The sequence below is a fragment of the Luteibacter sp. UNC138MFCol5.1 genome, assembly GCF_900110505.1.
Taxonomy (GTDB): Bacteria; Pseudomonadota; Gammaproteobacteria; order Xanthomonadales; family Rhodanobacteraceae; genus Luteibacter.
Map to the genome: position 1 here is coordinate 22,661 of NZ_FODZ01000010.1, position 12,703 is coordinate 35,363.

Annotated in this window: 10 protein-coding genes; 3 read left to right on the forward strand and 7 right to left on the reverse strand. The window is 70.1% G+C overall.

Going from position 1 to position 12,703, the window contains the following annotated elements; all coding sequences use genetic code 11:
* Positions 1-52: 52 nt before the first annotated feature.
* From BMY69_RS18630 to BMY69_RS18650, 5 genes are all read right to left on the reverse strand, one after another.
* On the reverse strand, positions 53-1,396 hold the full coding sequence (locus BMY69_RS18630; RefSeq protein WP_090181120.1) for a GTP-binding protein: 1,344 nt from the start codon (positions 1,394-1,396) through the stop codon (positions 53-55).
* A 7-nt stretch (positions 1,397-1,403) separates the two neighbouring features.
* Positions 1,404-1,964, reverse strand: coding sequence for a YceI family protein (locus BMY69_RS18635; RefSeq protein WP_255364616.1), 561 nt, complete (start codon positions 1,962-1,964; stop codon positions 1,404-1,406).
* Positions 1,961-2,545, reverse strand: coding sequence for a cytochrome b (locus BMY69_RS18640; RefSeq protein ID WP_090051945.1), 585 nt, complete (start codon positions 2,543-2,545; stop codon positions 1,961-1,963). Before BMY69_RS18640 ends, BMY69_RS18635 begins: the two co-directional genes overlap by 4 nt.
* Entirely contained in the window at positions 2,529-3,155 is a 627-nt protein-coding gene (locus tag BMY69_RS18645) for a YceI family protein (RefSeq protein ID WP_255364617.1), read from the reverse strand. The genes BMY69_RS18640 and BMY69_RS18645 overlap by 17 nt, the downstream gene beginning before the upstream one ends.
* A 99-nt stretch (positions 3,156-3,254) precedes the next feature.
* The gene (locus BMY69_RS18650; RefSeq protein WP_090181139.1) at positions 3,255-4,721 is read right to left on the reverse strand and encodes a GTPase; all 1,467 of its coding nucleotides are present in this window, start codon (positions 4,719-4,721) and stop codon (positions 3,255-3,257) included.
* A 112-nt stretch (positions 4,722-4,833) separates the two neighbouring features.
* Between BMY69_RS18650 and BMY69_RS18655 the strand changes: the two genes are divergently transcribed.
* A complete protein-coding gene (locus BMY69_RS18655) occupies positions 4,834-8,334 on the forward strand; it encodes a hybrid sensor histidine kinase/response regulator (RefSeq protein WP_177191219.1) in 3,501 nt (1,166 codons plus the stop codon).
* Here BMY69_RS18655 and lptG read toward each other — a convergent pair.
* Both lptG and lptF read right to left on the reverse strand, forming a co-directional pair.
* Positions 8,331-9,428: an LPS export ABC transporter permease LptG gene (gene lptG, locus BMY69_RS18660; RefSeq protein WP_090181124.1), complete on the reverse strand. Its 1,098-nt coding sequence runs from the start codon at positions 9,426-9,428 to the stop codon at positions 8,331-8,333. The two genes, BMY69_RS18655 and lptG, sit on opposite strands and share 4 nt — an antisense overlap.
* On the reverse strand, positions 9,428-10,531 hold the full coding sequence (gene lptF, locus BMY69_RS18665) for an LPS export ABC transporter permease LptF (RefSeq protein WP_090181127.1): 1,104 nt from the start codon (positions 10,529-10,531) through the stop codon (positions 9,428-9,430). The genes lptG and lptF overlap by 1 nt, the downstream gene beginning before the upstream one ends.
* Before the next feature lie 98 nt (positions 10,532-10,629).
* On the opposite strand from lptF, the gene BMY69_RS18670 reads away from it, so the two are divergent.
* Both BMY69_RS18670 and BMY69_RS18675 read left to right on the forward strand, forming a co-directional pair.
* Positions 10,630-12,120 (forward strand): leucyl aminopeptidase, encoded by a 1,491-nt coding sequence (locus BMY69_RS18670; RefSeq protein ID WP_090181128.1) that lies wholly within the window; start codon positions 10,630-10,632, stop codon positions 12,118-12,120.
* A 10-nt stretch (positions 12,121-12,130) separates the two neighbouring features.
* The gene (locus BMY69_RS18675) at positions 12,131-12,553 is read left to right on the forward strand and encodes a DNA polymerase III subunit chi (RefSeq protein ID WP_090051953.1); all 423 of its coding nucleotides are present in this window, start codon (positions 12,131-12,133) and stop codon (positions 12,551-12,553) included.
* The last annotated feature ends 150 nt before the right edge of the window (positions 12,554-12,703 follow it).

A 12,703-nucleotide genomic window follows, 5' to 3' on the forward strand; every position in this document is an offset into this window, starting at 1 on the left:
GGCGAAGAGCTGTCGCGGCCAGGTCCGCTCCCACAACGGCTTCGGCTCCAGCCTACCTGCGGAGTCGCTTGAGGATTTCCTCGCGGGCCTCGCGCAGGATCGAATCGCGGTCGAGGCTGGCGACGACATCGGCCACGGCGCGCTTGGCTCCGTGCTCGCCCCACGATTTGCCGGCGACGAGGTAATGCTCGGCGGCGCGGCCGATCAGCACCGTGGCGTACCAGCCGAGCGCGCCCTGCGCCGCGGCGGTGACGACCACGGACAGGCCGCCGCTGATGCCCTTCAGCGCGGATGCGACCAGCTGCACGCCCCAGACCGCGCCCATCAGCGCGGCGAGTTGCGTGCTGATCACGGCGACGAGGCGGCCGGATTCGCTGCGTGTCAGCGGCAGGCCGTAGACGCGGCCGAGCTGCACGACCATGGCCGCGTCGAGGCCACCCGCCAGCAGCAGGTCGGCCACGGGCACCGGGTTCAGTGCGACGGCGACGGCCTTGGCGATGCAGTACTGGCGAATGACGCCGCTGGCCACCTCGCGCCGGGTGGCCGCGATGCGCTGGCTGACCTGGTCCGTCAGGCGTCCCGCGAACAGGCCGGCGTTGATCGCCGATAGCGCCTTGCCCTCGCGCTCCGCGATCGCGAGCAGGCGCGACTTCAGCGCGCCGACATCGGCGGGGCGCGCTTCGCTGCGTCGCCGCTCGTTGCCGTCGGCGTCGATGTCGACGACCTGGCGTGGCGAGGGGAGCGCGGCGACGGCGACCACGTCTTCGCGTCGCACGAGGCTCGCCGTGTGCTGGCGCAGGCGTTCGAGGAGGCCCTCGCGTTCGTCGTCGCTGTAACGGTCGGCCTTGTTGAGCACGAGCAGGAGAGGGCGTCGCGTCGAGGCGAGGGCACGCAGCGCGTCGCGCTCCTCGCGCGTCAGGTCGCCATCGGCGACGAAGACGATGAGGTCGCTGACCTCGGCGACTTCGAAAGCCAGCTTTTCCCGCGCCTCGCCGCCGAGTTCGTTGATGCCCGGGGTGTCGATCAGGACGAGCCCGGCGGCCGCGGCCTCGTCGAGTCGCGCCGCGTCGGCCTCCGTCGTGGTGCCGTGGAGCACGCCGACCGTGAAGGCCTGGCGCCCGAGCAGCGCGTTGCCCAGCGCGGATTTGCCGGCGGACACCCTGCCGAAGACGGCGACGTGGAGCTCCTCGTTTTCCAGGCGATCGAGCATCTGCTCGACGCGACGGAAGTCGGAACCCATCGCCTCGCGCACGTCGGCCGGGATCGACGGATCGTCGAGCAGGCCGCGCAGGCTCGCCGCCACCGCGCCGCCGCGCGCGTCGTTCGCCCGCACGGGGGCCTCGCCGCGGCGGAAGCGGCCGGCGAAACCACGCAGGCGTTCGCGCCAGGCCGCCATGCCGGGCTTACTTCGGCAGGAGGTTCAGCGTGCCGTTGACGAGCACGTCGTCGGCGATGGTGCTCGTGTCCTTGTACTCGCCGCTGCCGACGCCGAACGCGAGGCGCTTGAGCGAACCCGTCACCGAGAGGCGCGCGCCGCCGGCGGCGGGATTGAAGACGACCTTCAGCTGCACCGGCTTCGTCACGCCGTGCAGCGTGAGGTTGCCGTTCGCCACGACGTCGCCCTTGGCGTCCTTCGTGAATCCGGTGGTGACGTAGTGCGCCTTGGGAAACTTCGACGCGTCGAAGAAATCGGCCGTGGGCAGCGCGTTGTCGCGATCGGTGTCGCCGGTCTTCGCCGTCGCGACATCGACGGTGACGTCGAATTTCGCCGTGGCGAGGTTGGCCGGGTCGTAGCTGATCGCGGCGTCGAACTTGCCGAAGCTGCCGTCGAACTGCTGGCCCTGGAACTTGCCGCTGAAACCGAGGGTGCTTCCGGAGCCTACCTTGTAATCCGCCGCGGTGGCGGCGAAGGGCAGGGCGAGCGCGAGGCCGAGGACGGAGAGGCGGCGGATCGTCGGGTTCATGGAGTGTCTCCGGGTGGGGTGGGGGAGCCTTGTTTCGCGCGGCCGAACGGCAGCATGCGGCGCAACGTATCGTCGCGATCGACGACGTGATGCTTCAGCGCACCCGCGATGTGCGGTACGAGCACGAGCAGCAGGAACCAGAAAAGATACTCGTGCACGTTGCCGAGGACTTGCGAAAGCGTGTCGTTCTTCTCGACGAGCGCCGGCAGGTTGAACTGCTTGAAGTACTGCAGGGGATAGCCGTGCGCGGAATTGAACGCCCAGCCCGTCAACGGCAGCGCGACGATCAGCAGGTAGAGGAAGCCGTGCACCGCGCTGGCGGCGAGCGCCTGCCAGCGCGGCGCCGGAGCATGCGGCGGACGGCGGTCGATCGCGCGCCAGAGCACGCGCAGCAGGAACAGCGCCAGCACGGTCAGGCCGATCGACTTGTGCAGGGCGAACATGTTGATCTTCTGCAACGACGGCTTGAGGCCGTCCATCCACAGCGCGAACGCGCCGTTGCCGAGGATCAGCAGGGCCATGACCCAGTGGAAGGTCTTCGCCGGCGTGCTCCAGCGGGTGTGGTCACTGCGCAGGGGCATCGGGTGTCTCCTTGGAGGTGTCGCGTGGTGCTCCTTCACCGCGGATGGCCTCGATCTCCAGCCAGATCGACACGTCGGTGCCGATCGAGTTGCGGTTCGAGTTCATGCCGTAAGCGGTGCGGTCGAGCGTGAGGTAGGCGGAAAAACCGGCCACGGTGTGCAGGCCGTAGATCGTCTTGCCGATCCGGTTCACCCGGAACGGGATGTCGAGCGGAAGCGTCACGCCGCGCAGGGTGAGCTTGCCGTGCGCGACGCCTTCGTCGTCGCCGCGCTTCTCGACCGACTCGCTGACGAACCGGGCGGTCCGTGCGCGGTCGCTGTCGAGCAGGCTCGCGCCTCGCACCGCCTTGTCCCAATCGGCGTCGCCCATGTCGACCGACGCGAGGTCGACGGTGGCCTGGACGGAGGAACGGCTCCAGTCGTCCTTGTCGAACGTGACCGTGCCGTCCTGGATGCGCAGGCGGCCGAACGCGCGCGAGAACCCGTTGTGATCGACGTTGAAGACGACCTGGCTGTGCACCGGGTCCATGCGGTAGGTGATCGCTTCCGCGTGCGCCACGAAGGGCATGCTCGCGAAGAGCAGGATAAGGACGTTACGGACGTTACCCATGCGTGATGGCCTGCCGCGCCGGGGTCGCGAGGCGACCGGTAGGCGAGAGTGTGGCCGAGCGACGGGGCCTTGTCAGCCCGTGCCCCGCGAACGCATCGTTCACTGCGCGCGTCCCTGCCGGTCGCGCAGGGCGTCCCCCGTGAGTTCCGCGAGACGGCGCAGGCGCGACTGGCCCGCGTCGCCCAGGAGCTCGCGCATCCGCTCGCCGGCATCCGCCTGGTCGAGCGTGTGGCGTTCGGCGAGCGTGGCCGCCAGCGCCCTGCCGAAGCTGTCGAAGATCAGTGCATAGGCGAACGCATGCAGGATGCCGCCGCCAAGCGTGCCGAGGCCAGGGAAGGCCTTCAGCGCGTTCCCCGAAATCGCGAGCACCAGCGACGTGCCCGTCCGCAAGGTCATGCGGACCTGGCGGAGGAGCTGGTCGATCTCCACGTCGGTCACCCGCACGTCGTGCAGCGATGCCAGCGCGCGGACCATGCCGGTGGCGAGCGCGCCCTGGATCACGAGGTCGCTGCCCGGCGCCACGGCCGCCATCGCGCCGACGATCGCGCGGCGGGCGTAGCGGGCGACGATGCGCTCCGCTTCGCTGGCGCGCCACTCGGCTTCGCGTTCGCCGGTGCGCTCGTGCAGGCCGGCGAGCACGGCATTCTCGCGCAGGCCCTCCAGCGCGGCCGCGCCCGGCGCGAGCATGCGTCGTAGCGCGTCGACCAGGGGCCCGATGTCCGCCGCTCGCCGCCGGACGACCTCTTCGCTGCCGCCGTCCGCCAGGCGGCGCGTGAAACGTTCCTCGCCGCCGGCGCTGATCGCGACGACGGCATCGGGCAGGCCTTCCGACTGCTTCCGCACGTGCTCGACGATATCGGCGCGCTCCGTGGCCGTCCATTGATCGGCCTTGTTCACCGCGAGCACCAGCGGCTTGCCGAAATCGCCGAGCCAGCGCAGCTCCTCCGCCTGCGTCCGCGTGAGATCGCCGGCGCAGACGTAGACGACCGCATGGGCGCGGAGCGCCTCTTCGCGTGCCATGCGCTCGCGGGCATCGCCATCGGCCTCGGCGGAGCCGGGCACGTCGGCGACGGTCCACGAGGCGCCCCACGCGTCGGTCGCGTAGTGGGCGACCTCGCGCGTCGTTCCGCCGCGCGCGTCGCGCGCCGGGGCGTGCCCCGGCGCGAGCGCCGAAATCAGCGTCGACTTGCCCGTGGAGATCTCACCGAACACGGCGACGTAGAGTTGCTCGCTCGCGCGACGCCGGTCTAGCTCGCCCAGTTCGCTACGAAGTTCCTCAACGTCGGCGCGCGCGTCGCGCAGTTTTTCGATGCGCGCTTCGAGCGATGCGCGATCGGGAGCGGCGACGGGCGGACGAGGGCGCCGCGGGCGCAGCCACCAGGCCGCCGCAGCGACGACGAGCGCGACGCCGAGCACGCCGATGCCGGCCACGAGCCAGCGCAGGCCTTCGGGAAGCCCCATGAAACGCTGGCCGAGCGCGATGGCGCGGTCGATCGCGGCCAGCGTGAGCCAGACAAGGGCGACGAACCCGGTGATCGCGACGAGTAGGCGGAGTCGACGGGACATGCGCCATTCTAGAGGCACATTGTGGGTGCATTCCTACATGGCTCCCGGCATGGGGCGCTTATCCGCCACCGGACCGCATGGCATGATCGGGCCTGCACCAGGAAGCCAGCGTATGCGCCACACGCTCACCACGAGATGGACCCTCGTGATCGCGATCGTCCTGATCGCGATCGCGCCCGCCGCCGCGTCGGCGGCCACCATGCCGCCCGTCCCCACGCCGCAGTTCCGCCGCTACGGGCTGCTCGAAGGCCTTCCCAGCAGCAAGGCGCACGCGGTCGTGCAGGATGCGCGCGGGTTCATCTGGATCGGCACGTCGGTCGGCGTGTCGCGCTTCGACGGCGTGGAGTTCGTGTCGCCGGGCGTGGGGCCCGGAAAGGCGGCGCCCTTTCCGACCGGCGAGATCGGCACGCTCATGGTCGACGCGGACGATCGTCTCTGGATGGGCGGTCCGGATTTCGGTCTCGGGCGCTACGACCCGGAGACCGGCGAGTTCCGTCACTGGCAGGACGAACTGGTCTGCGACGACGTGCGCGCCATCGCGCAGGCGCGCGACGGAACCGTCTGGGTGGGCACGGGCGGAGGCCTCATGCACCTTCGTCCCGATGGCAGTGGTATCGCCAGGCATCCCGCGGGACCAGACGGACCGTCGGGATCGTCGATTCGCGCCCTGCATGCGTCCGACGACGGCCGGGTGTGGATCGGCTCCGACGCCGGCGTGGACATGATCGACGTCGCGGGGCGGATCACGCCCGTGGCGTTCGAGGATGGAACGCGCCCGCGGGTCGTGCGGATCGACGGTCACGCCGCCGAACTGCGCGTCGCGACGGACCGCGGTCTCTACCGGCTTTCGGAAGGTGGCCAACTCCGTCGCGACCGGCGGCTTCCCGCGCTGGCGTTCGGGGCGTCGCTCGCGGACAGCCACGGCAGCCTCTGGCTCGCCGGACCGGAGGGGCTGCTGGCCTTCGACCGCTACGGTCGCCTGCACGCCGTGCCCGGGTCGTGGACGACATCGGGCGGCCTGCCGGGGCGCGTCGTGCGCGACATCCTCGAGGATCGCGAGCATGGACTGTGGTTCGCCCTGAGCGACGGCGGCCTCGCCTACCTCGGACCCGCCTGGGAAGACTTCACGCGGTTCGCCCACGTCGCGACCGATCCGCACAGTTTCCCGGGCCGCACGGTGACGGCCGTGGCGTTCCATGGCGGGACGCAGCTCTGGGTGGGTGGGCTGCGCGGATGGATCCGCGCGTTCGATCCGGCGACCGGGCGCACGGAATCCGGCTTCGACGTGGGCGACCTGCGCGTGCAGTCGTTGCTCGAGGTGCCGCGCGGCCTGCTGGTGGGCACCGCCGAGGGCCTCTATCTCGCGCGCAAGGGCGCGGCGCGGCCATGGCTGCGGGGCGTCATCGACCGGCCGGTCACCACCCTGGTGGAGGGCCCGCGCGGAACCGTATACGCCGCTGTCTTCGGGGAAGGCCTGTTCGCGATCGATCCGTCGCTGCGCACGGCCAGACCGATTCCGTTCGCCACCAGCCGCCGCGGCGACGCCGACACGCGTCAGATCGAAATGCTCGGTGACGAACTCTGGCAGGCGAGCCTGGCGGGCCTCGCGCGCCTCGACGCGGCGACGGGAGCGATGACGCCGGTCGACGGTGTCGCGCCGGGACGCATCCATGCCTTCGAACCCGACGATGGCGGCCTGTGGATCGTGCGTCCGGGCTCGATGGAACATTACCTGTGGGACGGACGTCACGCGGTGCTGGATCGGACGATCGGCCGCGACGAAGGCTTCCCGTCGGCCGATATCCTGAACATCCGGCGCGACGTCGCGGGCCGCCTCTGGCTGTTCGGGCATACCGGCGTGTGGCGCTACGATCCCGGCACCGGCGCGTTCCGCCCGTTCGGCCTCGCCGACGGCCTGGCGAGCGGCGAGTTCACGAACGCCACCACGGTGCAGCTCGACGACGGCACGATGTACGGCGCCACGCTCGGCGGGCTCGTCGGATTCCGGCCGGACCGGCAGCACGATCACTCGCTCAAGCCCGCCATCGCGTTGCTCGGCGCGTCGGTGTCCCGCGACGGCGTCCGCCAGCCGTTGCCGATCGACGGTGGCCGACTGCACCTGGCCTGGAACGATCGTGAGCTCGTCGTCGCCGCGCGGGCGCTGTCCTACGTCAACCCCGACCGCAATCACCTGTCGTTCGCGCTCGAGTACCGCGGCGAGACCACCCGGACCCGGGCCGGCAAGGACGGCATGCAGAACTTCGGGCAGCTCCGCGCCGGTACGTACCGCCTCGTGATCTCGGGGGCCGGGCGCGACGAGGTCACCGGCGAACTCGCCCGTCCGCTGTCGATCGTCGTCGACCCGCCACCCTGGTTGAGCGGTTGGGCATGGCTCGCCTACGCGATCGCGGTCGTGGCGAGTCTCGTCGCGGTCGTCTCCGGCGCGCGCCGCCGGGTTCGCCACACCATGCGGCTGCAGCTCGCGGAGCAGCAGAAGCGGCTCGCCGAGGAAGCCAACGCGGCAAAGACGGAGTTCATGGCGACGCTGGGGCACGAGATCCGCACGCCGATGACGGGCGTGCTCGGCATGGCGGAGCTCATCGCGCGCACGCCGCTCGACGAGACGCAGCGCGCGTACGTCGAAGCCGTCCGCCGTTCGGGCAACACGTTGCTCCGCCTCGTCAACGATGCCCTCGACATCACCCGCATCGAAGCGCGGCGACTGGTGCTCGAATCCGAATGCGTGTCGCTTCGTGCGATCGCAGAGGAAGTGGTGGCGCTCGCCGCGGCCCGCGCGCGCGAGAAGCAGCTCGAACTGACGTCGTCGGTGCATGCCGGCGTGCCCGCCTCGGTGCGCGGCGACGCGATACGCCTGCAACAGATCCTGCAGAACCTCGTGAACAACGCGGTGAAGTTCACCGATCGCGGTCGCGTGTCGCTGCATATCGCGCAGGTCGTCGACGGCATCGTGATCACGGTGAGCGACACGGGCCCGGGCATGTCACCCGAGCTCAGCGCACGCGTCTTCTCGCGCTTCGAGCAGGGCGGTTCGCCCCAGCGCGGCGAGGGCACCGGCCTCGGTCTGGCGATCTGCCATGAGCTCTGCGTGCTGATGGGCGGCACGATCACGGTGGCGAGCGAACCGGGACGCGGCAGCGATTTCATCGTCCGTCTGCCGCTGGTGTCCTGTGACTGCGGCGCCTGTGCGGGCGTCGCGGCGGAGTCCACGGGCTCCGTCGCGGGCCGGAAACTGCTGCTCGTCGAAGACGATCCGGTGGTGGGCGATGTCCTCGTGGGTCTTCTGCGTCAGCGCGGGCACTCGGTGGTGCTCGAAACGGACGGTCTGTCGGCGATGACGTCGCTCTCGCGCGACACGTTCGACGCGATGCTGCTGGACCTCGACCTGCCCATGATGGATGGCTTCCAGGTGGCCCGCATGGTCAGGCGCATGGCCAGCCACGCCACGATGCCGATCGTCGCCGTGACCGCGCGTTCGGCGGGCGACGAGGCGGTCGCGATACGCGAAGCGGGCATGGACGCCCTGCTGCGCAAGCCGATGACCGGCGACGACCTCGATGCCGTCCTCGAATCGGTCTGCGCTACGGACGTCTAGCCGTAGCGCCGGAAGTAGGCGAGCGCGCCGCCTATCAGGAGGATCGTCGGCAGCAGGTTCGCCAGGAGGGGCGGAAGGCCGTAGACGGTACCGAAGTTCACCATCGCGCCCTGCAGGAAGTACCAGCCGATCGCGAGGATGATGCCGATGAAGAGGCGCTTGCCCAGTCCGCCCGAACGCAGCGAGCCGAAGGCGAACGGCATGGCGCACAGCACGAGGACGAGCGTGTTGACGGCGAACAGGGCGCGACCCCAGAACGCGACGGCGTAGGCGCCGGGGTTCTGGCCGTTGGCCTCGAGGTAACGCATGTTGCGACGCAGGTCGCCCATCGAGAGGTATTCGGGGTGGATCACCGATTGTTCGAGCACGTGCGGGTTGAGGCGCGACTGCCAGGCCTGCGTGGCCTCGCGCGCGGAGTGCGTGCCGTCCTTGTCCAGCGTGGTCGTGCGGACGTTGGTCATCACCCAGCGGTTGCCGTCGTGGATGGCGCTGTCGCCATGCGCGAAGGTGCTGACCTGGCCGTCTGGCGTCATGGTGTACACGCGCACGTCTACCAGCTTGACCGTGGTGCGGTCGCCGTCCTGGGTGGCGATGGCCGACTTCGCGTTGATGATCTTGCCACCGTCGCGCGCCCACAGGCCGCTGCTGGTGGATCCGAGGTTGCTCGAGCGCATGCGCACCTGGATCGCCTGCGCGTGCTGGTCGCCGTAGGGCGCGGCGGTTTCGCCCATGACGACCACGCCGATCGTGAGCACCGCGATCACGCCCGCCGCCGACGCGGCGATGCGCAGCTTGGACATGCCCGCGGCGCGCAGCGCGGTGAGCTCGCCGGTGGCGGCGAGGCCGCCGAGACCGAGCAGGCCGCCGATCAGCGCCGCGTTGCTGAACATCTGGTAGAGCCGACGCGGCACCGTGAGCATGATGTACGCGATGGCGTCGTACAGCGTGAAGCCGTTCTTGCCGATGTTGCCGAGCTGGCGCACGAACTGCGTCAGGGCGTCGAACCCCGTCAGCACCAGCCACACCAGCAGCAGCGTGCCGAGGACGCTCGCGCCGATGAGGCGGTCGGCACGCTTGACGGTCAGCGTGGCCATCAGCGGGCTCCCTTCATGCGGCGCGGCGCGTACTGGCGCCAGAAGTACCAGGCGGCAATGCCGAAGACGATCGCATGCAGCACCCAGATCGGCGCCGACGTGTGCAGGTGGCCCTTGATGATCTGGGCCCGCGCGATCAGCTGCCAGACCACGTACAGGAAATAGGCGAGCACGGCGATGAGGAGGCGTCCGTATCGCGCGTCGCGCGGCGCCTGCCGCGACATCGGCAGGACCATCATCATCAGCACCAGCGTGCTGACCGGCGCGGCGAAACGCGAGACGATCTCGCCGAGGGCGTCGGCCGTGCCGGCCTTGAAGAGGTCGGTGGTGGTGGACTCGTGGGCGGGATCCGAATCCTCGTCCTCGTCCGCGATGCTGGACAGCGAGATGTCGTTGCGCTCGTACTTCATGCGGCGCCAGTTGTCGCCCGCGAGCGGGATTTCGAACTGCCAGCCGTTGAACAGGGCGAGGAAGCGGTTCTGCCCGTCGCTCTCCTGGTACATGCGGCCGTTGTCCGCGTTGACCACGCGCACCTGCGGGTTGCCGTCGCCGTCGACGCGGTCGGTGGCGATGAACGTCTTGCCCAGCACCGTGCCGTCCCGGCTCAGCGTGTCCACGAAGATGATGCCGCCCTTGCCGGGCAGCTCGGTGAAGCGGCCGGCGTCGAGGCCGGCGGCGATCACGGACTTGTTGGCCGCGGCGATCACCTGATCGGCCGTGCGGGCGGAGAGGGGGCCGAGCCAGAGCGAGACCACGCCGACGACGACCGTCGCGATCACGGCCAGCAGGGTGACCGGGCGCAGCATGCCGCGCGGACCCATGCCCGACGAGGCCAGGACGTGCATCTCGCTTTCGCGGTACATGCGCCCCAGGGCGATCAGGGTGCCCAGGAAGGCCGACATGGGGAGCAGGGTGGAAAGCAGGTCGACCATCTGCAGGCCGAGGACCTCGAACATCACGCTCGGCTGGATGCTGCCGTTGGCGACCTTCTGCAGCACGGACGCGAACGCGCCGCCGGCGAAGATCACCAGTAGCACGATGGCCGTCGCGAGCACACCATAGGCAAGTTCGCGCAGGAAATAACGGTCGAGGATGCTGAGCATTTGATAGAATTGGCGGTTCGTGCCGCGTCAGTCCCGGCCGGCAAACCACAAGTCTAGCCTGTCCGGACCCCGGACGGGCTTACGCAGGACAGTTAGCTATGACGGTTCAGTTCAGCCTCGGTTCCAATGCTCCCGAATCGACCGCCACCCCGGTGGCCGTGGTCGGCGTCTACGAGAACGGTGTCCTGACCAGCGCCGCGGCGCGGATCGACACCGCGGCCAACGGCGCCATCAAGCGGCTGGTCGAGGCCGGCGACGTGACGGGCAAGGTTGGCAACATCGTGACCCTGCTGCAGCCGGCCGGCGTGGCCGCCGCCCGTGTGCTGATCCTGGGCCTCGGCGCCCAGAAGACGTTCGACGCCGCGCGCTACCAGCGGGTGACGCTGGAGGCCGCCCGCGCCATCGGCCGCCTGCCGGTGACCGAGGCCGTGAGCTGGCTGCCGGAGATCGACGTCCCGGGTCGCGATGCCGCCTGGCGCGTCCGCGTCGCCGCCCTCGCCACCGATCACGCCGCCTACCGCTACACGGCGACGGTCAAGCCGCGCGACAAGGCCACCCCGGAGCTGGCCAGCGTCACGCTCGTCGCCCCGGCCGAGGGCGAGTCCGGCCTCGCCGAGGCCCGCGCCATCGCCGAGGGCGTCCGCTATGCCCGCGAGCTGGGCAACCTGCCGCCCAACATCTGCAACCCGGACTACATCGCCGACCAGGCCCGCGCGTTCGCCGAGGCCAACGAGGGCGTGACGTTCGAGGCCCTCGACCGCGCCGACATGGAGCGCGAGGGCTTCGGCTCCCTGCTCGCCGTGGCACGCGGATCGGCCAACGCGCCCCGCCTCGTCATCCTGCAGTGGAACGGCGGCGCCGAGGGCGACCGTCCGTACGCGTTCGTGGGCAAGGGCATCACCTTCGATACCGGTGGCATCAGCCTCAAGCCCGGCCCGGGCATGGAGGAAATGAAGTTCGACATGTGCGGCGCGGCCGGCGTGCTGGGCGCGTTCGTCGCGGCGGTGAGGCTGAAGCTTCCGGTCAACCTGGTCTGCGTGGTGCCGGCGGTCGAGAACATGCCGGACGGCTCGGCCTACCGTCCGGGCGACGTCCTCACCAGCCTGTCGGGCATCACCATCGAGGTGCTCAACACCGATGCCGAAGGTCGCCTGATCCTCTGCGACGCCCTGACCTACACGGGCAAGCGCTTCGATCCGCACACCATCATCGACGCCGCCACCCTCACTGGCGCGTGCGTCGTGGCGCTGGGCAAGCACGCCAGCGGCCTGATGACGAAGGACGAATCGCTCTCGGCCGAGCTCCTCGCCGCCGGCGAGGCGACGCTCGACCGCGCCTGGCGCCTGCCGCTGTGGGACGACTACCAGAGCCAGCTGGAATCGGGCTTCGCCGATGTCGCTAACATCGGCGGCAAGTACGCCGGCGCCATCACGGCCGGCTGCTTCCTGGCCCGCTTCACCGAGGGCCGCCGCTGGGCGCACCTGGACATCGCCGGCACCGCCTGGGACGAGGGCCGCAAGGGCCTCGCCACCGGCCGCCCGGTGCCTCTGCTGACGCAGTGGCTGCTCGATCGCGTCGCGGCCGGCTGATCCCCGCCCGATGCCCCGCGCCGATTTCTACCTGATCGACAAGCCGCGGTTCCGCGAGGATCCCCTGCTGCTGGTCTGCGAACTCGCCAAGCGCGCGTTCGCCGCCCAGCAGCCGACGTTGATCCTGACGCGCGATTTCGAGCAGGCCGAGGCGATCGACGAGTACCTCTGGTCGTTCGACGAGGACAGCTTCATCCCGCACCAGCTCGCCGGCGACGACGACGACGCGGACACCGCCGTTCTCATCGTCCCGCCAGGCGTGGAAACGGCCGATCGCCCCATGGTGATCAACCTGCGCGACGTCTGCGCCCCGGGCAGCTTCGAGCGCGTGCTCGAAGTCGTGGCCGCCGATCCGGCCGAACGCGAAGGCTCGCGTTCGCGCTGGACGCAGTACAAGAAGGGCGGGTTCGAGGTGAACAAGCACGATATGTAGCGGGTCGCTGTGGGAGCGGCCTTGGCGCGAAAGCTCTGTGGGAGCGGATCTGGCCGTGATGGCTCTTCGCCAGCAGCAGCAGGGCCTGTTGCTCTTCGCGAAAAGCCGTCGCGGCCTGGTCCGCTCCCACAATTGCACCTGTGGGAGCGC